This is a genomic window from Cryobacterium sp. M23 (assembly GCF_002929655.1).
Taxonomy (GTDB): Bacteria; Actinomycetota; Actinomycetes; order Actinomycetales; family Microbacteriaceae; genus Cryobacterium; species Cryobacterium sandaracinum.
Map to the genome: position 1 here is coordinate 1 of NZ_PJJV01000056.1, position 22467 is coordinate 22467.

Annotated in this window: 22 protein-coding genes and 4 pseudogenes; 19 read left to right on the plus strand and 7 right to left on the minus strand. The window is 65.5% G+C overall.

The window, feature by feature from the left end:
- Window positions 1-304: 304 nt before the first annotated feature.
- A complete protein-coding gene (locus CXY82_RS04090; RefSeq protein WP_370443678.1) occupies window positions 305-1945 on the plus strand; it encodes an AAA family ATPase in 1641 nt (546 codons plus the stop codon).
- Between the two features lie 289 nt (window positions 1946-2234).
- Here the strand turns inward: CXY82_RS04090 and CXY82_RS04095 are convergent, their stop codons facing one another.
- The 5 genes and pseudogenes from CXY82_RS04095 to CXY82_RS04110 form a co-directional block, all read right to left on the minus strand.
- A complete protein-coding gene (locus CXY82_RS04095; protein ID WP_104169844.1) occupies window positions 2235-2822 on the minus strand; it encodes a recombinase family protein in 588 nt (195 codons plus the stop codon).
- A gap of 498 nt (window positions 2823-3320) precedes the next feature.
- Window positions 3321-3659, minus strand: coding sequence for a hypothetical protein (locus tag CXY82_RS17850; RefSeq protein WP_233199194.1), 339 nt, complete (start codon window positions 3657-3659; stop codon window positions 3321-3323).
- An 84-nt stretch (window positions 3660-3743) separates the two neighbouring features.
- Window positions 3744-3860: pseudogene (locus CXY82_RS18500) on the minus strand (DUF2510 domain-containing protein); the annotation flags it as partial.
- A 566-nt stretch (window positions 3861-4426) separates the two neighbouring features.
- Window positions 4427-5227, minus strand: a complete 801-nt coding sequence (locus CXY82_RS04105) for a protein rep (RefSeq protein WP_146069048.1) — start codon at window positions 5225-5227, stop codon at window positions 4427-4429.
- Between the two features lie 8 nt (window positions 5228-5235).
- The gene (locus tag CXY82_RS04110; protein WP_104169807.1) at window positions 5236-5442 is read right to left on the minus strand and encodes a helix-turn-helix domain-containing protein; all 207 of its coding nucleotides are present in this window, start codon (window positions 5440-5442) and stop codon (window positions 5236-5238) included.
- Between the two features lie 189 nt (window positions 5443-5631).
- Here CXY82_RS04110 and CXY82_RS04115 point away from each other — a divergent pair, with 189 nt between their 5' ends.
- The 8 genes from CXY82_RS04115 to CXY82_RS04150 all read left to right on the plus strand — a co-directional run bounded on the left by CXY82_RS04115 (window position 5632) and on the right by CXY82_RS04150 (window position 12750).
- Entirely contained in the window at window positions 5632-6048 is a 417-nt protein-coding gene (locus tag CXY82_RS04115) for a hypothetical protein (RefSeq protein WP_104169808.1), read from the plus strand.
- Window positions 6049-6158: 110 nt separating this feature from the next.
- On the plus strand, window positions 6159-6452 hold the full coding sequence (locus CXY82_RS04120; protein ID WP_104169809.1) for a hypothetical protein: 294 nt from the start codon (window positions 6159-6161) through the stop codon (window positions 6450-6452).
- Window positions 6452-6727, plus strand: a complete 276-nt coding sequence (locus CXY82_RS04125; RefSeq protein WP_104169810.1) for a hypothetical protein — start codon at window positions 6452-6454, stop codon at window positions 6725-6727. The genes CXY82_RS04120 and CXY82_RS04125 overlap by 1 nt, the downstream gene beginning before the upstream one ends.
- Window positions 6728-6988: 261 nt before the next feature.
- The gene (locus tag CXY82_RS04130; protein WP_104169811.1) at window positions 6989-7753 is read left to right on the plus strand and encodes a hypothetical protein; all 765 of its coding nucleotides are present in this window, start codon (window positions 6989-6991) and stop codon (window positions 7751-7753) included.
- A gap of 449 nt (window positions 7754-8202) precedes the next feature.
- Complete coding sequence (locus CXY82_RS04135) at window positions 8203-9180, plus strand: hypothetical protein (protein WP_146069049.1); 978 nt, start codon at window positions 8203-8205, stop codon at window positions 9178-9180.
- A complete protein-coding gene (locus CXY82_RS04140) occupies window positions 9180-10766 on the plus strand; it encodes a hypothetical protein (RefSeq protein ID WP_233199195.1) in 1587 nt (528 codons plus the stop codon). The genes CXY82_RS04135 and CXY82_RS04140 overlap by 1 nt, the downstream gene beginning before the upstream one ends.
- Entirely contained in the window at window positions 10763-11443 is a 681-nt protein-coding gene (locus CXY82_RS04145; RefSeq protein ID WP_104169813.1) for an ABC transporter ATP-binding protein, read from the plus strand. Before CXY82_RS04140 ends, CXY82_RS04145 begins: the two co-directional genes overlap by 4 nt.
- Before the next feature lie 8 nt (window positions 11444-11451).
- Complete coding sequence (locus CXY82_RS04150; RefSeq protein WP_199180879.1) at window positions 11452-12750, plus strand: ABC transporter permease; 1299 nt, start codon at window positions 11452-11454, stop codon at window positions 12748-12750.
- Window positions 12751-12775: 25 nt separating this feature from the next.
- Here CXY82_RS04150 and CXY82_RS04155 read toward each other — a convergent pair whose 3' ends face one another.
- Window positions 12776-13666, minus strand: a complete 891-nt coding sequence (locus CXY82_RS04155; RefSeq protein WP_233194115.1) for a LysR family transcriptional regulator — start codon at window positions 13664-13666, stop codon at window positions 12776-12778.
- A gap of 118 nt (window positions 13667-13784) precedes the next feature.
- Between CXY82_RS04155 and alsS the strand changes: the two genes are divergently transcribed.
- The 3 genes and pseudogenes from alsS to CXY82_RS04170 all read left to right on the plus strand — a co-directional run.
- Entirely contained in the window at window positions 13785-15527 is a 1743-nt protein-coding gene (gene alsS, locus CXY82_RS04160) for an acetolactate synthase AlsS (RefSeq protein ID WP_104169846.1), read from the plus strand.
- The gene (budA, locus tag CXY82_RS04165; RefSeq protein ID WP_104169816.1) at window positions 15524-16255 is read left to right on the plus strand and encodes an acetolactate decarboxylase; all 732 of its coding nucleotides are present in this window, start codon (window positions 15524-15526) and stop codon (window positions 16253-16255) included. The genes alsS and budA overlap by 4 nt, the downstream gene beginning before the upstream one ends.
- A 398-nt stretch (window positions 16256-16653) precedes the next feature.
- Window positions 16654-16815 (plus strand): annotated as a pseudogene (locus tag CXY82_RS04170) (PhnA domain-containing protein); the annotation flags it as partial.
- Window positions 16816-16823: 8 nt separating this feature from the next.
- Here the strand turns inward: CXY82_RS04170 and CXY82_RS04175 are convergent.
- On the minus strand, window positions 16824-17372 hold the full coding sequence (locus CXY82_RS04175; RefSeq protein ID WP_104169817.1) for a hypothetical protein: 549 nt from the start codon (window positions 17370-17372) through the stop codon (window positions 16824-16826).
- Window positions 17373-17418: 46 nt separating this feature from the next.
- On the opposite strand from CXY82_RS04175, the pseudogene acsA reads away from it, so the two are divergent.
- The 7 genes and pseudogenes from acsA to CXY82_RS04200 all read left to right on the plus strand — a co-directional run.
- Window positions 17419-19163: pseudogene (acsA, locus tag CXY82_RS04180) on the plus strand (acetate--CoA ligase); the annotation flags it as partial.
- An 89-nt stretch (window positions 19164-19252) separates the two neighbouring features.
- A pseudogene (locus tag CXY82_RS18505) lies at window positions 19253-19417 on the plus strand (thiamine pyrophosphate-dependent enzyme); the annotation flags it as partial.
- An 89-nt stretch (window positions 19418-19506) separates the two neighbouring features.
- Window positions 19507-20004, plus strand: coding sequence for a thiamine pyrophosphate-dependent enzyme (locus CXY82_RS18510; protein WP_370443679.1), 498 nt, complete (start codon window positions 19507-19509; stop codon window positions 20002-20004).
- A 13-nt stretch (window positions 20005-20017) separates the two neighbouring features.
- The gene (locus CXY82_RS04190; RefSeq protein WP_104169818.1) at window positions 20018-20815 is read left to right on the plus strand and encodes an alpha-ketoacid dehydrogenase subunit beta; all 798 of its coding nucleotides are present in this window, start codon (window positions 20018-20020) and stop codon (window positions 20813-20815) included.
- On the plus strand, window positions 20808-21881 hold the full coding sequence (locus CXY82_RS04195) for an E3 binding domain-containing protein (RefSeq protein ID WP_255408568.1): 1074 nt from the start codon (window positions 20808-20810) through the stop codon (window positions 21879-21881). Before CXY82_RS04190 ends, CXY82_RS04195 begins: the two co-directional genes overlap by 8 nt.
- Entirely contained in the window at window positions 21881-22201 is a 321-nt protein-coding gene (locus CXY82_RS18265; protein ID WP_255408569.1) for a 2-oxo acid dehydrogenase subunit E2, read from the plus strand. Before CXY82_RS04195 ends, CXY82_RS18265 begins: the two co-directional genes overlap by 1 nt.
- The gene (locus CXY82_RS04200; protein WP_104169819.1) at window positions 22198-22449 is read left to right on the plus strand and encodes an acyl carrier protein; all 252 of its coding nucleotides are present in this window, start codon (window positions 22198-22200) and stop codon (window positions 22447-22449) included. The genes CXY82_RS18265 and CXY82_RS04200 overlap by 4 nt, the downstream gene beginning before the upstream one ends.
- The last annotated feature ends 18 nt before the right edge of the window (window positions 22450-22467 follow it).

The window sequence follows — 22467 nt, forward strand, 5'->3', positions numbered from 1 at the left end:
TCCCCGAACTCGCCGCCGCCTAAACTAGGATCACTGACCCGCATGGTGTTGAGAAATTCCACCACTCAGCGGGACGTGACCCGCGGCACTCAGCGAAAGCGATCCCGCGCGCTACAACCCGACTAGGTTCCAAGTCACCCTAGCCAAGGCTCTGCTTCACGATTCGTCCGCGGTTGTTTTGACTCCAGCCAGGCTGACTCAGGAAATTGCGATTGCCAAGTCTCCGCTCGCGAATCCCACACCTGTACCTCAGACCTGGCCGAAGCTGCCAAGGGGACTCAAAGAGACAATCAACGATGAGCTGTTGGGCATCACTGTGGAGTCACAGCCGATTCCTCGCCTCGCAGAAAATAGCAGCCTGGCAGACTGGATTGAGACTGGCATGCAGTTTCACGCGCCTGACGACGTCTGTAAATTCTGTCAGCAAGGGACTGTTACAGCTGAATCACTGGGCGCTTATGCACAACACTTCAGCGAAGCTCTAGACGCGCTCAGGGAGCGACTGCGGAAGGCAGTCGTGTACCTCACGGACAATCGCGCTGACGTCAGGGCTTGGCTCGACACGCTTCCGTCGCCACACTCGCTTCTCGTAAACCACCGGGACGCAATCCAGATCGAAGTGGAACGGCTAGCAAAACTGGGCAGTGCACTCCAAACGCAGATTGACACTGCCATCACCCTTATCGAAGCGAGACTGGCCGACCCACTCAAACCCCTTGGTGCTGAACAACGTCTCACTGATGACTTCCACGACCCCGATGCCTCCGAACTCCTGCAATTGGTCAATGGGAACAATGCGGCATGTAGCCAGCAAGCAGAGAGAAAGAAAGAAGCTCAGACCGCTGTAGAAGGGCACTTCGGTGCAGCCTACGGGGTTGCCTACAGGCGCTGCGAGGGTCGAATAAGGCTTTCCGAGCGAGCAGCTTTAACTCTCGACAGACGCGAGAGATCTCTCCAGACGCGCGCTGGCGAGCTTGAGCAAGCTCAGGAGGACACGGGCCGCATGGCGATCGCGATCGATGCAGATCTTCGCGAACATTTCGGACACGGACACCTCAAAATCTCAGTGTCCGAGGACGGAAAGGGCTATCTGGTTGAGAGAGGATCAAAAGGCGCAAAGCGACTGAGCGAGGGCGAGCGAAACGCGATCGCATTCGCATACTTCCTCCGTTCGCTTGAGAGCGAAGGCGTCGATCCCGCACAGACGATCGTCGTAATCGATGATCCCGTGTCAAGCATGGACAAAGAGTCACTCTTCGCTGGCTTTGCTCTCGCCGAGGAACGCACCAAGTTGTTTGCCCAGGTGATCGTCCTCACACACGATTACGAGTACTTCCGTCTTCAGCTCGGACAGCGCGCGAACGCTCGAAAAAGCTCAGAGAAGAAGATCCGGGAGAACGACTCGAACGAACGAGCGTTCCCAGCAGTTTCCATCCTGGAGATCCGCGCATCGGTGAACCCCACCAGTGACAGTCGCGTCAGCTCAATGCGAAAGCTGCCTCCGAGTCTTTTGCAGCATCCCAGCGAGTACCACTACTTGTTTCTCAAAGTGGCTGAGGCAGTCCGAGACGGCGATCACGAAACGCTTCCGCTCCTGGGCAACGCGGCCCGAAGGCTTCTCGAAGGCTTCATCTCGTTCCGGGCACCGAGCGGCGGCAACTTTCAACAGAAAGTCGATTTGATCACGAAGGCGGCGTCCATCGACGGCGTTCTTGCGCGTCGAGTAGTCAAGTTCATGCATGGTCAGTCTCACCGGGAGGAACCACGCCCGACCTCTGCCCTGGACTTTCCTTCAGTAGAGGCAGAGCTGAGGGCGGCGCTCGATTTCATGCGCCGCGCCGATGGCCCCCACTTCGAGGAGATGTGTAAGGCCGTCGACGTTGATCACACGACCATCATCGCGGCGTTAGGGACTAACACGGTGACGCGCCCGGCGGCCGCCTAGTCGAAGAGTTGCGGTTCGCCTTAGCTCGTCTGCATCGTACGAGGAAGTGGACACTAGATGTGTTTGGCCAAGCGGTCGGGGGGGCTGGCGCAGAAGTTTGGTTCAACGGGAGGCCGGCGAATCGCGTGGCTCGGTTGAAACTTGGTTCAAACTCGCCGAAGCATTCGGCATAGAAATCGGTGGACTCCTGTCCGCACCATATGTGCCCTACTCGCCAACGTCGTCGCTGAAATACTCCTGCTGCATCACAAATTCTTCTTTCACGAAGAAAGCACTGGAACAGCCCGCCCTATGCGCTCGGCTCCGTAGGCGAATCGATTGCGGGGGTGGCGAGGTACCGGTAAATCGTCGCCGTCCCGACACCGAGCATCGTTGCTATCTCGGCTACGGCGTGATTGCCGGACTCATACAACGTCCTGGCGGTCTTCGTCTTCTTCAGGTCCATTACCTTTGGTCGTCCACCAACGCGCCCCTGCGCCTTGGCCGCTGCGAGACCAGCGCGCGTGCGCTCGATGATGACATCGCGCTCCAACTGATTGAAGGCAGCCAGAACGGTGAGCATGGCCTGCCCCATCGGACCTGTCGTGTCCAGACCCTCGGTGATGCTGCGAAAACCTACCCCGTTCGCCTTGAGCTGGTCGATTGTCTCCAGGACGTTCTTGGTACTTCGTCCCAGGCGATCTAGCTTCCACACGACGAGCACGTCGCCCTCCCGCACGTATTCGAGCGCCTTGTCCAGCTCTGGACGCGAGGCGAGTGTTCCGCTGACGCCGTGGTCTCTGAACACTTTCGCTATCCCCGCATCAGCGAACGCCTTGTCCTGAAGAGCGAGGCTCTGGTCCGCAGTGCTTACCCGTGCATAACCAACATCAACCATGTGGCTCCTCTTCATTATCAATACTCGTCTATCATAACACCCGAGCGCCCTTAAATATGGAGACGAGTTTTGAGAGACCAATCCGCGCGCTTATTGCCCATACGAAGGTCTCGGACTGTGTCGCAGATAAACGACCGTTAGTGAGAGGCAACAAGTCAAGGGGAGTCGGGGATTGCTAGCCCCGCCAGTCGGTCGGCGTTGCATGAAGGAGAACTGAGAAGACGTGCTCTATGGTCTGGTGTCGGAGCCAGACACCGGACGGTGCGACTCTCTGCCTCCAGGAGACCATCCACGTCGAAGACCGTGCAAAACGCTCTTTTTGGGCGTCTAGTGGCTGGACGCTGACCGCATGTCTGGCGGCTAGAAAGAACGATGGACAAATCGAAGGCGCAGGTTGCTCACGAGGTTGTCACCCTGTCCTGTTGAATATTGTGTCGCTCCGCTGTAGGCCACCGCCAGCCAATCGCCAATAGAAACGATCCGGTGCGCAGCCGCAATCTAGAGCATGAAGCCTTTGAGAGCCATCGAGAAAATGGTGCCCACTCCCCCGAGCACTATCCCCCAAATGGCACGCCTACGGCCGATGGGATCATTTCCTTCGCGCTCCCACTTGTTGGCACGTGCCACCCCGAAGCTGCCCCACAAAATGGCACCAATCCCAAAGAGCAGAAACGGATTGATCAAGAGCGAGATGATTCCAAAGACAAGGCCGTTGGTGGCAAGCGTGTTCTTGCCCGCAGCGAGGTCACGCCCCGGCTTGTAAGGGCTATACCCGCGCCCGTTCAGTGTCACTTTTTCGCCTACCAGGATCGACGCAGGTGCGGCCTTGGACGGCACCGCCAGAGCTGTGGGTGCCGGCACGGCAGGGGCCATCGGGGCCGTCACATAATGCTGGGGCGTTGGGACGACCGGATCGGCGGAGACCAGTGGCGCTAGGTGTTCCGTCCAAACCTGTCCATTCCACCATCTCGACTGGCCCGCCACATTCGAATCGGGATACCACCCGGCCGGGGGAAAGGTTGGTGCTTGATCCGTCACTTGAACCTCGAGTCTGTCGAATGCCTACTCCAGCGACGGTAGTGGTAGCGCTCCGAGTCCGCATCGTCCCCGAAAGGGGCGATGCGATCCCAGCGCAACTGGCACGTTGAGAATCTCTAAGATCTCGTCACGAATCCGCCGACAGGCGAAGCTCCGGCCTGGGGCTGCTCTACACATCGCTGGGTCCCAGCACCCGAGCATGTTCGGCGCTCGCCATCGAGTCAAGTTTGTCCAGGTGGTAGACAAGGAGGTTGAACCAATCATGTCCAGCGCTTGGACAGTGGTGCCCACGGGCCGTCCCCAGCAGTTGGACGGTCGCACCCGCGTGGTGTGCCTCTACATGCGAGGTCAGAGCCCTAGCCAGTACTCATCAAGGATTCGTTCGTGCAACCAGCGACTCTGAACCCCGGATTGCCAAATGTAATCAGCGGATTACACAAATCGTTGGCCTTCGGATTACATTCCTTTTTGAAAACGAGCAACAGCCCCGTTTAAATCCGCAGCCAGCACTCCGACTGCATCCTTCAGAATTCGATCACACCAACTCTGCGGGACGGAAGCTTCAGCTAACTCTTCCCACCGTGGCCACGGAAGGCACCACCGGTGGCGCGCCAGTTTCGGCGCTTCTTCTGTGCGAAGAACTTCGCGAACTCCAGCCAGAGGCCGGCTGCATCCGCGTCGCCCTTCTGGTACTCAGCCAGGATCTCGGCGAGGGTCTGCTGCCCTTCGCGCTTGGAGGCGGTCATGATGCCCTTCGTGGCGTATTTGACGCTGCCGTGTACGTCGGAGTGCACCTTGATGTCCTGACCCCGCAGGGACGCTCCTACGCCCTTCTGCCGGGCTGCATCGCACCAGCGGTTTGGCACGTCGTTGAGGAGGAGTGCAACCTCCGCGTGGCGGCTCGTTTCCAGAAATAGTAACCAGTGCGTGTGGACGTGCCAGCCGGCAGCAGAGTGCGTGATTTCCGTTTCGCGCATCCAGGCGCTCGTGCGCTTGGTGAGCCAGCGGTTGGAGAGAAACTGTGTCGCGACCGTCCTCTGCGCTTCCCAGCCGTCGTCGAAGGTTTCAAAGCTCTCGGTTGTACTGGTCCAGGCGATGGCCTGGTTGTAGGTAAGCGCCAGCGGCTGGACACTGCGGCGGGTGCTTGCCGTGACGCGGCGAGCGCACCATGGACAGAACCTCCGCTTGCAAGGGTTGCGTTTGCTGCAGTGCTTCATTGCTTTCATGTCGCTGTGCTCGAAGATGAACTGTTGAAGCTCTGCAGTGAGAGGGAGAACACTTTTAGGTCTGTCATTGAGATGGACAGAGAGTGAGGATCGATCGAACTGGACCCGATGCGTGCCGCCCTCTGGCGGTGCGATGACCATCGACAGGCCTAGACCGAGATTGCCGGCTGTCGACCCGCGTCAACGAAGGCATCGAGGTCCCTGGTGTCGAACCGTACGAGGTGGCCGAGCTTGACGAACGGGATCTTACGGTCTCGCACCAGGCGTCGAACAAAGTGGATGTTGACGTGCAGGTATTCAGCCGCCTCAGGGACGTCGCGGAGCAGCGGATTCTGCGGAGAAGAAGTTGGTTTCATATCAAGTGCTACGCCGCTGAAGCTTGATCGACCACCGTGCCTACGAGCGGATGTGCTCAGCATTCAAAATGCCCACAACGAAGACTCCACAACACGATCCCGAGTCGCCCGCAAGCTCCTCCAAAGCACTACCTGCTAGGACAATTGCCGTCCAACCCGCCAGAATGGAAATGAGAGCAGGGGGCGCTCATGAATTTCGACTATTACGTCAAAGAGGACATCGGCAGGCTGTTTCGGTGGGTCCCGGCCACCAATCGGCAGGAGCGGTGGGATGACACCACCAGCACTTGGATCAATGTGGCTCCCAACCTCGCTGACGATATCTTTTCGGGTCGGGTAGATCTAGACGAGATCACTGCCGACAAGGCAAAAAAGGACTACCCGAAAGCATTCGGCGAACGTCGATTCCTCACCGTGGACATGATGAATAGGATCCAGGTCGCCATCGCACAGAAGACCACTGTCGAGGAGTTCATCGCCGACTACCCGGTCCCCGGGCCCGAACAGGCCGCAGTAGAGAAGTTCTACGCTGACCTCCACAAGGAAATGTCGGAGCGCAAGCTGGCCCCCGGTCAGTTCTGGGACGTCTCCTCCGAGTGGAGTTGATCTAGGAGATGAAGCGCGCGGTCTCGCCACTGGGCTAGGACCGCGCCCGGTGAGGAGCGGATGATCTTCCGCGCTGACTTGAAGACGAAGACCACGGAGGTGACGACACTATGGCCAAGCAGGTAAGTCTGGATGGATTCGACGAAGCATTCCCCGCCCGTGCCGCGTATGTCCTCCCTGAGGGCAAAGAGCACTTCGAGGTCGTGCACTTCGAGGTCAAGGACGAGCCGGTTATCGGCCTGCTCGGCTGGGCACTTCCCAACAAGGACATCGTTCTCATCCCCACCGCCATCGAGATCCGGGACGATGGGTGGGTCCTCACGACCGCTGAAGGCCGGTACCTCCTGAAGCCAATGGGACAGGCCAAGGCGACGGCCATAGAAATCGCAATGGAGGACTTCTGATGCTGTACCTAATTCAGAAAACAATGGTTGGGGAGCCGGTCGGCATCCACAGCGAGGATGGCCAGAGCTACTTCTGGCCGGGCCGTGACCAGCAGGCCGGGCTCGGCAGGGCCATCGCGGGCACCAAGGGAACCAAGGTCCCCTGGGACGTCTTCGTGGACCACAAGTCGGGAGCGGTGAACCATCAGATGTTCTGGGGCGCGGCTGACTCCGACACAGATCTTCAGTCCACTCTGAACCAAGCGCGGGACAAGTACTTCGCTAACCACAGTTAAATCCCGTGCCCTTCGCGCGCCCCTAAGGGTGCTAAATAGGGGCACACAGCGCTAAACAGCGCTCAATACAAACCCTCAGCTTCGTTGCAAACACGCGGAACTTAGGGCATCCTGACAGAGCTTGGATCTAATTCCCAAGCTGATAGCGCGGGTTCGATTCCCGTCATCCGCTCACTTGCCATATTTCCCGGTCCTGTGATGCGGCTCTGTGATGAGGCTCTGTGCTGCCCCACGTCGGCGGCCTCCGGTATCGTCGAGACCATGACCGACCCGACACTGCGTATGCCGAACACCGTGCTGCGGGTGGTGCTCGACCTCGGCGTGCTGCCCCTGGACATCCCCCCGCTGCCCCCGCGTTTCCGGCACCCGGAATTCGACGCGGACTGGGACGACGAGGAGCAGGTCGCCGGCATCTTCCTCGGCTTCGACGACGGAGAGTTCCACCTGGACATCCTGGAAGAAGGAGTCGAGTACCACTTCCACAACGCGGACGGGTCTTCGAGCGATGACAGTCCGTGGCCGGCCGCCGACACCCAGGCCCTCGTCGACTGGGCGACCGGCTTCGTGCTGCACGTCGCACCGCGCCTCCCGGATCTGCTGGAAGACGCGGATGAGGCCGCCGAATGGCACCATGTGGGGCTGCCGGTGTACTCCCGCGATTACGGGCCGGTCCCGCTCGAAATCATCGACGTGGAGTTGGAGGGCGAGCAGCTGATGCTCCCCTGGCTCGGCTCCGGCCACATCGCCGACGATCACCTCGACGGATCTGACCACCCGATCGCGCTCCTCTGGAATCCGGAGCACGAAGATCCGGATATCCCGATCGCACGGGTGTGGCTGAACCCGAAAACCGGGGAACCGACAGCGCGCGCGGAAGCAGGGGTGGACTGGTCGGCCGTGGGGCTCACTAAAGCGGAAGTTCTGTCATGGGCGGAGAGCCTGTACCTGAACAATCACGTGATCGGTGACCCGGCCCAGATGATCATGCGAGCCGCACTGGAACGCATGGCAGGGCTCGACCGCTAACTGTGTGAGTCCCAACCCGTTGGGTTGCATGGCTCCCGATAGCTCCGATCCGACAGCCCGCGTGGTCTTTGTTCCTCAGCGGCGGAGCGCCGGGTCCGTCGTCGCACCAATTCGACGGAGATTCTCGTATATGGGACCATTTTTTCGGGTTTCCGGGCCGTTTCGGGCAAAAACTCCGTCGAATTCGTTCGTGCCGGCGTTGAGGCCCGACGATCTCGGACTCGCTCGGTCAGCTGCGTGCAGCGAACGGGCGGTCTCACGTCCGCAGTAACGTTCAGGGTCACCTCGATCAGACGGCGCCGGCGGTCGAGGCTCTCCTCACCGCTCGATAACTTAAAAGCCGCGATGATGAGTTATTTTTCGCGGAAACGGTATGTTTATCGCGGGGGGCTTGACGGGGCGATTTTTGGGCCGATTTTTTTCCCCAACCACCGCGTCAAGGGAGAACAATGAATCGTCGTTTGCAGACCGCACTCATCGCGACAATGGCCGTCGCCGCCTTGGGCCTGACCGGGTGCGCGTCGGATGCCGGCGGCGGAACCGGGGCCGGCGGCGAGCTCACCTACGAGGACAGCCCGCTCAATAAGTACCTGTCCGCCGCCTATGGCGACTACGACGAGGAGCAGGCGATCGCCGACTCCAAGAAGTCCGAAGAGGCAACCGCGGCCTGCATGGCCGAGGAGGGCTTCGACTACATCCCCGTCGACCAGTCGCAGAACATGTCGTTCGACGACGCCGACATGGAGGAACGTGAGACCGAGGAGTGGGTCGCGGCCAACGGCTATGGGATGACCCAGAGCCCCGAGGAAATCGCGGCCCAGCAGGAGCAGTCCGAAGCCTACGTCGACCCCAACCAGGACTACGTCGCCTCGCTTTCGGAGACCGAACAGAGCGCGTTCTACGAAGTGCTCTACGGCCCGCCGCAGACGGAAGACATGACGAACGAAGACGGTTCGTCGGAGTACAACTGGGAAGACGCCGGATGCTCGGGGGCAGCCCAGCACGAAATCAACGGCGACAATCCCTACGAGGATAAGGCCCACAAGCCGCTCTTCGACGCGATCAGCAAGCTCTACGAGAACCTGGCGAAGGATCCCGGCGTTCAGGCGCTCGACGCCGAATGGGCGTCGTGCATGGCGGACTCGGGCAACCCCGACTTCTCCGCCAAGCAGGACGCCATCAACGCGGCGAGCGAACTGTCGAACGTCCTGTACAACAACGAGACCGGCGAGGCCCCGAGTGACGAAGACCTCGCCGAGGTGCGCGAGGGCGAGATCGAGATCGCTCTCGCCGACTTCACCTGCAGCGAGAAGGTCGACTACACCGCCGCGATGCTCAAGCTGCAATTCGCGCTGGAAAAGCAGTTCGTGGCTGACCACAAGGCCGAGCTTGAGGCGTTCTCCGCCGACTACAAGCAGGGTGAGTAGTGTCCGAACGATTCGCAGAGGGCAGCCCGAACGTGCCGGGAGCCGGTGACCTGCCGGGGATCGGTGACCTCGAGGCTGCCGATGCGGGCGTGTCCACGCGCAGCCAGGGCTGGGGACGGTTGCTGAACGGGAATCGCACAATCTGGGTTGTGTCGGCCATCGCCGTCGTGGCTCTGGCGGCCGGGCTCGTGCTCGGCCGGTTCGTCGTGTCGCCGGCGGATGCCGCGAACAACGCCACGGCTCCCGAACCCGGCCTGATCACGGTTCCGGTGGAGAAGAAGGTGCTCGGCAACGACATCACGATCCGCGGTGACGCCACCTACGCGGACTCGGTAGAGGTGACCATCGAAACCGGCGACCTCGGCGGTCCGGCGATCGTCACCGGCCAGGTCCCGGATGTCGGGGCGACCCTCGAGGCAGCGGCGATCGCACTCGAGGTGGCCGGCCGGCCGGTCATCGTGCTTCCCGGCGATCTGCCGGTCTACCGCACCCTGCGCCTTGGGGTGGCGGGCCCGGACGTGCTCCAGCTGAAGCTGGGACTTGAAGCGGTGGGCATCGAAGCCGGGGACGAGACATCCAATCGGTTCGACGCCGACACGGCAACCGGCGTGCGGACCCTGTATGAACGCATCGGCTACCCGTCCCCCGAGGCACCGGAGGGCGTCGCCGCGGCGGTGCAGTCCGCCACGGACCAGGTACGCTCGGCCGAGGACGGCGTGACTCTGGCCGCGCAGTCCCTCGCCCTGGTGAGATCCGGCCCGTCCGCCGTGGACCGGGTTGAGCAGGACAACCTCGTGCGCAGCAGCGAGCGCGCCCTCGCCGCGGCGAAGACGGGCGGAGAACCCGATGCGATCGCGGATGCCGCGGACGCCCTCACCCTCGCGAAAACCCGGCGCGATTCGGTGCTCGCGGCTCGTGACACCACGGCCGAGACATCCGCCCTGCGGTCCGCCGAACAACAGGCGACGAGCGCGCGTGACGCGCTCGCCACGGCGAACGAGGCCACCATGACCTATCTGCCGGCCAGCGAAATCCTGTACCTGCCGGGTCTCCCCCGCCGGGTCGACGAGGTCACCGTATCCCGCGGCACCTCGATCACGGGCTCCGTGATGCGGGTCTCCGGTGCCACGATCCAGATCAGCGCCTCCGCCTCGGCGAGCGATGCCAAACTCATGAAGGTCGGCGACGCCGCCGTGCTCTCGATGCAGGACGATTCCGAGCACGGCGCCACCGTGACATCCGTCGCCGTGGCCGAGGCTAAAGAGGGAACGGATGCGGCGAGCGGACGCTTCACCATCCTGCTCACGCCCGACGACCTCACACCCGGGCAGCTCCAGAGCATCCAGGGCAGCAACCTGCGGGTCACCATCCCGGTCAGCTCCACCGACGGGGAGGTGCTCGCTGTGCCGTTGGCCGCGCTTACCGCCGGCCCGGGCGGGGAATCCCGGGTCGAGGTGTCGACCGGCTCCGGAAAAAAGACCGTGCTGGTCGAGGTGAGCGCCGGGCTCGCGGCTGACGGTTTCGTCGAGGTGCAGGCGGCCGACGGTTCCCTCGAGGAAGGGGACCTCGTCGTGGTCGGGCGATGAGCCGACCGGCCGTCGTGGAGCTCATCGACGTCACCCGCTCCTTCCCCGGCCCGCCCGAGGTCCAGGCGCTCAAATCAATCAACCTGCGGGTAGAGAAGCAGGACTACCTCTCGATCGTCGGGCCGAGCGGGTCGGGCAAGTCGACCATGCTCAACATCCTCGGCCTGCTCGACCGACCGAGCGTCGGCGAGTACTACCTCGACGGAGCGCTCACGGGTCTGGCCGGCGAGGCGGAACGCGCGGCGCTGCGGGGCGGCAAGATCGGCTTCGTGTTCCAGGCCTTCCACCTCATGCCGCACCGCTCGGTGCTCGACAATGTGCTGCTGGCCACGATCTACAGCGGAGTTCCGCGCGCCGACCGCGAACGACGGGCCCGCGCCGCCCTGCACCGGGTGCACCTGGACCACCGGATCGACTTCCTGCCCGGCACTCTCTCCGGCGGCGAGCGCCAGCGGGTCGCGGTCGCGCGGGCCGTGGTGGCCTCGCCCCAGCTGCTGTTGGCCGACGAGCCGACCGGCAACCTCGACGCCTCCACCTCCGGGGAGGTCATGGACCTGTTCGAGGAGCTGAACGCCGACGGCCTCACGCTCATCGTCATCACCCACGACCGGGCCGTGGCGGATCGCGCCGGGCGCACCATCAGCATCACCGACGGCCGCGTGAGCGAAACGACATGAAATTGCGGATGCCGAACCGCCGTCGAGCGAGCAGCGCTCCGGCCCCGGTAAGCGACGGTGACCGCGGGAACGCGCCGGCCATCACCCGCGCCGACCGGTTCTCGGTGCAGGACCTCATCGTCGAGGCCGGCTATGGCATCGGGGCGCGCCCCACCCGCCTGATCATGACCACGCTCGGGACCACGATCGGGATCGCCTCCCTGGTGGTGACAATCGGATTCGCCCAGACGGCGGCCAGCCAGATCGCCCGCCAATTCGACGCGGTCGCGGCTACCCAGGTCGTGATCGAGCCGGGGAGCACCGACGGGATGAACGGCTCGGAGCGCGCGACCGGGCGATTGCCTTGGGATGCCCCGGACCGGGTCAGCCGCCTGGCCGGGGTGGAGCTGGCCGGCCTCGTCAGCGAGGTGCCCCTCGATGCCGTGACCATCACCGCGGTGCCGGTCAACGACCCGTCGGAACCGACAACCCTGGGCCCATCGCTGATGGCCACCTCCCCCGGACTGCTCGACGCGGTTCGCGGCAACATCGTGACCGGCCGGTACTTCGACACCGGCCACGATGCCAGGGCCGATCGGGTGGCGGTGCTCGGTTCGCGCGCGGCTGAGCGCCTGGGCATCAACCGCGTCGACAGCCAGCCCTCCATCTTCATCGGCGACTCCTCCTATACCGTGATCGGCATCATCGAGGGGATGGAGCGACGCTCCGACCTGCTCGACGCGGTGGTCGTGCCGATGGGCACCGCGCGCGCCGACTTCGGCCTGACCGGCCCGGATGAACTGCAGATCCGGATCGCTCTCGGCGCCGGCAAAGTGGTCGCGGAACAGGCTCCGATCGCCCTGGACCCCAACGCTGCGGAGAACTTCGAGGTACAGGCCCCGTCGGCTAGGTCCGCCCTGCGCGAGAACGTGCAGGCCGACGTGAACGTCATCTTCCTGATTCTCGGCGTGCTCGCCCTCGTCGCGGGCGGACTGGGGATCGCGAACGTCACCCTGCTGTCGGTGATGGAAAGGGTGGGCGAGATCGGGCTGCGCCGGGCCCTGGGCGCCACCAAGCGCAACATCTCGAGCCAGTTCATGGTCGAATCCGTGGTCATCGGCCTACTCGGCGGCCTGATCGGAGCCGCACTCGGGGTCTTCGCGGTGGTGATCGTGTCGGCCATTCAGCAGTGGGCGCCGGTCGTCGACCCCTGGCTCGCAGCCGGGTCGGCGCTGCTCGGGGCCGTCGTCGGCCTTGCCGCCGGGGTCTACCCCGCTCTGAAGGCGTCGAATATCGAGCCGATCGTCGCCCTGCGCGGGGGCAACTGACGCACCCTGTCGGCCCCGCCTCGCATCAGCCGCGCGCCTCGTCGGCGGCGAGCGCGAGCTCCACGAACGCGCGCACGGCAGCCGACGCGCGCCGCTTGCGCGAGGCCGCCAGGTACACCGTGAAATCGGGCAGATTCGCCACGGGAAGCCGGTGCACGTCGAGCGCGTCGTGGGCGGTGAATTCGGGCAACAGGGCCACTCCGAGGCCGTTGGTCACGTATTCGGCGGCCGTTCCGATATCGGAGACCTCGATCATCACCCGCCGCTCGAGGCCGGCAGCGGTGAAGGCATCGTCCACGATCTGACGGCTGGCGTAGCCGGGCGGCAGATCGATGAACTCCTCCGGCACGAGGTCGCCCAGGCCCACGGCCGACGCGGAGGCGAGCCGGTGGCCTTTCGGCACCACCAGCACCATCGGCGACGAAGCGATCGGCACGGCCAAGAGCGCCGTCGGCGCCGGGCCGCTGAGGGCGAGGAAGGCCAGGTCCAGTTCGCCCGAGACGAGCTCGTCGACCAGCCCGGCCGACCCCCGCCGGGCCGCGCGCAGCCGCACGCCGACGCCCGGATGGCCGGCGCGGAAGAGACCGAGCAGCCGAGGCACATTGACGAGCGTGACCGAGGTCATCAGCCCGATCACGATGGACCCGGTGACGGCGCGGGTGGCGTCCTGGGCGGCGTCGCGCACCTCGTTCACGGCGTCGAGGGCGTCGCGCACCTTCGGAAGCAGCAGTTCGCCAGTCGTAGTGAGCCTGATCTGGCGGCGGCTGCGATCGAACAGTTCGACGCCCAATTCGCTTTCGAGCGATCGAATGCCGGCCGAGACGGCTGACTGGGCGATGGTGAGCCGGTCCCCGGCGCGCGTGAAGCTCAACTCACCGGCGACGGCGCTGAAGAATTCGAGCTGTCTCAATTCCATGGGCCTAAGCATCTCATTTTCAGATCGTTTGCATCGCTACTCGGCGTTGCTTCTTATTGAATGAGCAGCGACGATGGAGGGGAGACCGATTCTGAACGGCGATCCGGGAGGCATCACAATGACCACTACTTCATCGCTCCAGAGCGACGACGACACAACCGAGACCACGCTCGTGCGCTCTGACGCCGACACCCCCGCTCCGTCCACCCGCTCCGCCGAACGCGTGGTGGAATGCCTGAAGGCCTACGGCGTGCAGTGGGTCTTCGGCGTTCCCGGCGCCAAGATCGACCCGGTCTATGACGCTCTCATCGACGACGGACCCGAGGTGATCGTGGTGCGTCACGAGCAGAATGCGGCCTTCATGGCCGCGGCCGTCGGGCGTCTGAGCGGCCAGCCGGGCGTCGTCCTGGTGACGAGCGGCCCAGGCACCTCCAACCTCGCGACGGGCCTGCTGACGGCGACGACCGAAGGCGACCCGGTGGTCGCCCTCTGCGGCGCGGTTCCGCGCGCAGACCGGTTGAAGCGTACCCACCAGACAATGGATGCCGTGGGCATGCTGTCCGCCGTGACCAAGTCCGCCGGCGAGGTGAGTGTCGCCGACAACGTGCCGGAAGCAATCGCGAACGCGTTCCGCGAGGCAACCCAGGAGCCCAAGGGCGCCGCCGCGGTTGTTCTCCCCTACGACGTGCTCACGGACTCGACGACCGTGTCGATGACGCATCCGCACTGGGTGCCGCAGCTGGGCGCCGCACCCTCCAAGAGCGTGCAGCGCGCTGCCGCCCTGCTGAAGGATGCGCAGTTCCCGGTCATCCTCGCCGGCGCGCGGTCCGGCTCGGACCAGGCCGTCGCGGCGCTGCACCGCCTGCTGGGCGTCGCCGGACTGCCCGTCGTCGAGACGTTCCAGGCCGCGGGAGTCATCTCGCACGAGCTCGAAGAGCACTACCTCGGACGCGTGGGCCTGTTCCGCAACCAGCCCGGGGACATCCTTCTGCACAAGGCCGACGTGATCCTGACCGTCGGCTACGACTTCGTCGAGTACGAACCGTCGAAGTGGAACAAAGACCACCTGCGCGTGATCATCCACCTCGACGAACTCTCCGCCGACCTCGACGACTACTACCGCCCCACGCTCGAACTGCGCGGCGACGTCGCCGAGACCCTCGACGCCCTCGCCCGCCAGATCAACGGGCTGTCGATGCCGGTCGCCGCCGCGGCCGAGGTCGCCGAGCAGCGCGCCCGCCTCGCGCACGCCGACCAGCCCACCGGTCGCCGGGACGAGTCCGAGGGCGTGCACCCGGCCGACCTCACCCTGATGATGCGCGAACTGCTCCCGGATGACACGACGGTGCTCTGCGACGTGGGCTCCCACTACATCTACATGGCCCGGCACTTCCGCACCTACCACCCGCGCACCCTGCTGTTCTCGAACGGCCAGCAGACCCTGGGCGTGGCCCTGCCCTGGGCGATCGCCGCGACCCTGGTGCGCCCGGGCACACCAGTCGTGTCCGTGTCGGGCGACGGCGGTTTTCTCTACTCCGCCATGGAGCTGGAGACGGCCGTGCGGCTCGGCTCGACGTTCACCCACATCATCTTCAACGACGGCACCTACGACATGGTGGCGTTCCAGCAGATGGGCAAATACGGGCGCACCTCCGGCGTGCAGCTGGGCGATTACGACGCCGTCGCCTATGCCGAATCGTTCGGCGCCCACGGCCACCGGGTGACGCACCTCGACGACTTCGCCGGCATCCTGGCGCAGGCCCTGGCCGAACCCGGCCCGAGCATCATCGACGTGCACGTCGACTACCGCAACAATAGAGATGACCTGATGGCCGATCTGGAAAGCGATGTGCTGCAATGAGCAAATTCACTGTCACCCGACACGAAATTTTCCAGACGAGCCTGATGAGCGCGCTGCTCGACGGCGTCTACGAAGACGAGATGACCGTGCGCGACCTGCTCGGCCGCGGCAGTTTCGGACTCGGCACGTTCAACGGACTGGACGGTGAAATGCTGATCATCGACGGCACCTGCTACCAGCTGCGGGCCGACGGCGGGGTGTCGAAGGCCGACCTGGGCGCGCACACGCCCTACGCCGTCGTCACGAATTTCGTGCCTCATATCGAGAGCCAATTGCCGCAGAACATCGTGCGCGCGGAGGCGTCGACGTTCATCGACAAGCTGACGGCGTCGCAGAACTACATGTACGCCCTGCGCATCGACGGCGACTTCGAGTGGATCCGGATGCGCACGGTCGTCAAGCAGGAGAAGCCCTACCGCCCCATGGTGGAGGCAACCGACGAGGACGCGATCATTGAGTTGCACGACGTCTCGGGCGTCGTGGCTGGCTTCCGCACCCCGCTCTACGAGCAGGGGATCGGCGTGCCCGGCTGCCACACGCATTTCCTGACCGACGACCGCACGGCCGGCGGCCACGTGCTCGACTTCAAGCTGCGCTCCGGCACCGCTGCCCTGTGCCTCGGCACCGACCTGCGTTTGCAGCTGCCGCTGACGGATGCCTTCAAGAACGCCAACCTGTCCCCCGACGACCTCGAGTGGCAGATCCAGAAGACCGAAATGCACCAGTAGCCGAGCGATCCGAATCGATTGGTTGTGTCGCTCTCGAAAGATCACAGCTCAGCGCACCGAGTGAATGCTGCTCATCACAGGGACTCCCTGCCCGGCGTCCAGCCAATTCGACGGAGATTCTGGTGCAAGTCGGCTTCTTCTCAGGATTTACGGCCATTTTTGGGCAAAATCTCTCCGTCGAATTCGTCCGGGATACGGGGTGGAGCGGCTGATGGAGGTGCGAAGCGCGCACGCGCTGCCGCTCATCCGGCGCGCGTTGTGGCCAATTCAGGAGATCCGTCCGGCCGGGCCGAACATCCGCCCCGGTTCCGCACTGGTCCGTGGCGGCCGATGGACTTGGCTGACGGATGTCCTGAGTTGGCCACATGTGTCGGCTCGGCCGGGCCTAACCCACGCACGAGGGCAGCGCGACCGCCATCACGGTGGGCACGAAGGTGCGGGGTATCCGTCTGCTGGATGGCGTGGGCGACCACGACATCGACTGCAAGGTGGACGGATTCGGCTCAATGCGGCTGAAGTCCAGCGTGGTGAAGAAGGTCCAGCCACGAACCGCCCGCTAAGGGGACCGTCAGCGTCCGGAATCCAGCGCTGCCCGACGGTTCGACATCAGCGCCGCCAGATCGGTGTTCACCAGAGTCCGCACCCGTTCCGCCCGCCGCTGCGCGTAGTCGGGCTCCCGGCGGTCGACAACCTGTTCGACCAGCCGGGCGGCGAGCGCGGCGCCGATTTCCTCGCTGGCGTCCGTGCGGGCCCGCTCAAGCAGGTCGGCGACCTGCTCGTCGTCGACGGCCACGGCCCGTAGGGCACCGGCGAGCTTCAGGTGCACACGCCGTCGCAAGGCCAGGTGGCGCACGTGGAGCCTGTCATCGTCGGTGATCTCGAACGCGCTCCGCTGCCGGCCCAGGACTTTCCGCTGCCGGCCGACACGCTCGGCATCTTCCTCGTTCTGCGTCGCCAGCCGGACCAATTCGGAGCGGACGGCCGCGGTGTAATCGGCATCGGCGAAGTCGCGGTGCTCGCGCAGCGCCCCCACGATGATGTGGTTCTTCACGGCCATGCGCACCGCGGAGAGCCCGATGAGAACGCCCTCGTCGACAATCCGCTCAAAGGAGGCCATGGCGATACCCTATGCCCCACGCGCCCGCGGGGGTCTCATGGGCTGCATGACGGCAGGAACCGAAGCCTCGACACGCTGGCCCACCATCCCCAAGAATGTTCGCGCCCTCACGGTGCCGCCCAACCTCGTCGACTATGACGAGACCTGCGCCACCTTCACCTGGGACGAGGCCCGCCACGCTCTTTCGGGGCTGCCCGGCAATCGGGGGCTCAACATCGCCTACGAGGCGGTTGACCGGCATGCCGCCGGTGCCAGGGCCGCTCACGAGGCCCTGCGCTTCGTGCGCGGCGACGGCACGACCCACTCCCTGAGCTATGCAGAGCTCGCCGAGCAGACCGGCCGCTTCGCCAGCGTGCTGCCGGGCCTCGGCATCGGGCGGGGCGACCGGGTCTTCTCCCTCCTCGGCCGCGTTCCCGCGCTCTACGTCGCGGTGCTCGGCACGTTCAAGAATGCCAGCGTCTTCTGCCCGCTGTTCTCCGCCTTCGGGCCGGAGCCGGTACGCCAACGGCTCCAGCTGGGCGGCGGCCGGGCCCTGGTCACAACGCGGGCGCTGTACCGCAAGAAGGTGGCGCCGATCCGGGTCCAGCTGCCGGACCTGCGGCACGTGTTGCTGGTCGACGCCGACGGCCATCCGGACCCGGGCACGCTCGATCTGGCGGCCCTGCTGCGGGAGGCCCCGCCCTACGGCGAGATCGCCGCCACCCAGGGCGAGGACATGGCTCTGCTGCACTTCACGAGCGGCATCACCGGCAGCCCGAAGGGTGCCATCCACGTGCACGACGCCGTGACCGCGCACTACGCGACCGGCCGGTTCGCCCTCGACCTGCACCCCGGTGATGTCTACTGGTGCACCGCCGACCCCGGCTGGGTCACGGGCACCTCCTACGGCATCATCGCTCCGCTGGTGCACGGCGTGGCCGCCATCGTCGACGAGGAGGAGCTGGACGCGGACCGGTGGTACCGGGTGCTCGCCGAGCAGCGCGTGACCGTCTGGTACACGGCGCCGACCGCCCTGCGAATGCTTATGAAAGCCGGCTCAGACCGGGCCGCCGGCCACGACCTGTCCGCGCTGAGGTTCGTGGCCAGCGTGGGTGAGCCGCTCAACCCGGAGGTCGTGGTGTGGGGCCAGGAGACGTTCGGGCAACCCGTGCACGACAACTGGTGGCAGACCGAGACCGGCGGGATCATGATCGCGAACTACGCGGCCACGCCCATCCGCCCCGGCTCGTTGGGGCGGCCTTTGCCCGGCGTCGAGGCAGCGCTGGTGACCGAACCGGATGCCCTGGGCGAGCTGGCACTGCGGCCCGGCTGGGCGTCGATGTTCCGCGGGTATCTGGGCGAGGAGGAACGTTACCGACGAACTTTCGTCGGCGGCTAGTACCTCACCGGCGACCTCGCCCGGCGGGATTCCGACGGGTACTACTGGTTTGTCGGCCGCGGAGACGACGTCATCAAGTCGTCCGGGCACCTGATCGGGCCCTTCGAGGTGGAGAGCTCGCTGATGGAGCACGAGGCGGTGGCGGAGGCCGGCGTGATCGGCATCCGGATCCGGTTGCCGGCGAGGTGGTCAAGGCCTTCGTGGAACTAAAGACAGGGTGGGAGCCCAGCGAGGCGCTGCGCCTGGACATCATCGGCTTCGTCCGCAAGCGCCTCGGCCCGGCCGTGGCGCCGCGGGAACTGGACTTCATCACCTCACTTCCCAAGACCCGCAGCGGCAAGATTCTGCGCCGGCTACTCAAGGCCCTCGAACTGGGTCTGCCCGAAGGCGACACGTCCACCGTTGAGGTGCCCCGATGTGCGCGGAACGGGCGGAGCGTGCCGAGAGGTGTGCGGGCCGCATCACGGCGAACCCGGAGCACGCCCGCGGCCTGCTGCACCAGATGGTGCGGGTGCGGCGGTTCGAGGAGAAGTGCCTCGAGCTGTACAGCGCCGCGAAGATCCGCGGGTTCATGCACGTCTGCATCGGCGAGGAGGCGGTGGCAGCCGGCGTTCTGGTGACGCTCGAACCGGAGGACGCCGTCGTGGCGACCAACCGCGAACACGGCCACGCGCTGCTGCGGGGGTCGCCGCCGGCGCAATCCTGGCCTAGATGTACGGATTCGAACAGGGATGCTGCCGGGGCCGCGGCGGGTCCATGCACCTTTTCGACGCGGCCACCCGGTTCTTCGGGGGCAACGCCATCGTCGCCGGCGGTCTTCCTCTCGCCATCGGTCTGGCTCTGGCCGACAAGATGGCGGGCCGTTCCCGCGTCACCGCCTGCTTCTTCGGCGAGGGCGCCGTCGAGGAAGCCACTCGGCGCGCCGTCGCCGCCGTGAGAGCCGGCGCCGGACCGCACTTCCTCGAGCTCCGCACGTACCGCTTCCGGGCGCACTCGATGTACGACCCCGAGCGCTACCGCGAGAAGGCCGAGGTGGCCCAGTGGCTGGAGCGCAACCCGATCGACCTGCTGCGCGCCGCGCTGGAGGCCGCCGGCGAGCTCCCCGAGCGCATGTGGGCCGACCTGCAGGCATCCGTGGACACCGAGGTGCAGGCCGCCGTCGACTTCGCCGAGGCAGGCACCGCGGAACCGGTCGAAAACCTCACCCGCCACGTGTATACCGAGAGAGACGTCACCGAGCAGGAACGATCATGAAACGGATGCCGAGATGAAAACCACCTATCGCGAGGCCATGCGGGCGGCCATCCGGGAGGCGATGGCGCGCGATGACCGGGTGTTCATGACGGGGGAAGACGTCGGGGCCTACGGCGGCTGCTTCGCGGTGAGCCTGGGTCTGCTCGAGGAATTCGGGCCCGAACGCATCCGGGACGCCCCGCTCTCGGAAACCGGGTTCGTGGGGGCCGGGATCGGCGCGGCCCAGGGCGGGATGCGCCCGATCGTCGAGATCATGACCGTCAACTTCAGTCTGCTCACCCTCGGCCAGATCATGAACAACGCGGCGACCCTGTCCTACATGTCGGGCGGGCAGTTCAGTGTGCCCGTGGTGATCCGCATGACCACCGGCGCCGGGCGCCAGCTGGCCGCCCAACACTCGCACGGCCTCGAGGGCTGGTACGCACACATCCCGGGCCTGCGTATCCTCACCCCGTCGTCCCTGGCCGACGCCCGCGGGATGCTGTGGAGCGCCCTGCAAGACCCTGACCCGGTGCTGATCTTCGAGCATGGTTCGCTCTACAACACTGCCGGCGAGCTCGACGATGACGCCGGCGCGGTCGACATCGACACCGCGGTCGTGATCGACGAAGGCTGGCGCAGCGGCAGCATCTCGGCCGAGATCAGCGCCCGCATCACCGAAACAGCCTTCTTCGACCTGGATTCTCCGGTCGGCCGGGTCTGCAGCGCCGAGGTGCCGCTGCCCTACGCCCGGCACCTGGAGCAGGCCGCCCCGCCATCGGCCGCACGCGTCATCGCCGCCGCCCGGGAGGCGGTGGGCACCCGTGGGTGAGTTCCGGATGCCGGCGCTCGGCGCGGACATGGAGCAGGGCCGGGTGGTGGAGTGGCTGGTCAAGCCGGGCGACTACGTGCATCGCGGCGACATGGTCGCCGTCGTCGACACCGAGAAGGCGGACATCGACGTGGAGTCATTCGAGGAGGGCGTGGTCGCCGAGCTGCTCGTCGAGGTCGGCACGACCGTTCCGGTCGGCGCACCACTCGCCCGGATCACCCAGACCCCGGCGGCCGAGGTCGAGCCCACGGTGCCGACCACGTCCGCGCCGGCCCCGGCGCTCGCCCGGGCGGTCCCGGTGCCGGGCTTCGTGTCTCCCCCTGTGCGCCAGCTTGCACACCGGCTCGGCGTCGACACCGACGCGTTGCACGGAACCGGGAAGCACGGCGCCCTCACCCGGGCCAACGTGGAGCAGGCCGCAACCGCGCTGTCGACCGCCGAACAACCGCCTGCCCGGCACCGGCCGCCTGCCGAACAACCGTCTGCCCCGGCAGCAACCCCGCTGACGGTCCGCCGGGTGCGGTCCTCCCCGCTCGCGCGGCGCGTCGCCGAGAGTCTCGGCGTGGACCTGGCAGTCGTGCCGGGCACCGGCGCCGGGGGCGCCGTCACCGAGGCCGACGTGCGCAGCGTCACCACCGCGCCACCCGTCGCAGAGCCGGCCGCCGCACCAGTGGTCGCACCAACCGCCGGGCCAACCGCCGCTCCAACGGACGCTGCCGAGCGGGCCGCGGGCCTGCTCCGCGCCATCGGGTCGCTGATGGCGCGCTCGAAGAAGACCATCCCGCACTACTACCTGAGCACCACCCTGGATTTGCGGGCGGCACTGGCGCGGATGGAGCAGTACAACTCCGCCCGCCCGATCGCTGAGCGGCTCGTGCCGGCCGCCCTGCTCCTGAAGGCCTCCGCGCTGGCCGCCAGGGACGTCCCCGAGGTCAACGGCTTCTTCACCGAGGGTTCCTTCCAACCGAGCGCCGCAGTGCACCTGGGCGTAGCCGTGGCACTGCGCCGGGGCGGCCTGGTTGCCCCCGCGCCGCACGACGCGGAACCCTGCCGCTGGAGGTGCTGATGAAACAGCTGCGGGACCTGGTGAGCCGGGCGCGCGGCGGTCGGCTGCAGCGCGCGGAGATGGCCGACCCGACCCTGACCGTCACCAATCTCGGTGATCTCGGCGTCGAGAGCGTCTTCGGCGCGATCTACCCGCCACAGGTCGCCCTGGTGGGTTTCGGCCGGGTGCGGGAGGAGCCGTGGGCCCGGAACGGCCTGCTCGGCGCGCGTCCCGCCATCACGGCCACCCTGGCCGCCGACCACCGCGTCAGTGACGGACTGCGCGGCGGGCGATTCCTCGCCCGGATCGACGAACTGTTGCAGAACCCGGAGGAGCTATGACCGAACAGACCGAACAGGAGGCCCGAGCGGCCGTGTATGCGGCCATCCACCAGGTGGCGCCGGATGTCGACACCGACGATCTCGACGAGGGCGCGCGATTGCGCCAGGATCTGGAACTCGACCCGCTGGACTTCTTGCGGCTGATCGAGACGATCCACGAGGCGACAGGCGTTGACATCCCCGAGCGCGACTACGCGGTTGTCACAACGGTGCGAGACCTGATCACCTATGTCGCCCTGCACGGTTGATTCAGTTCTCGAGCATTA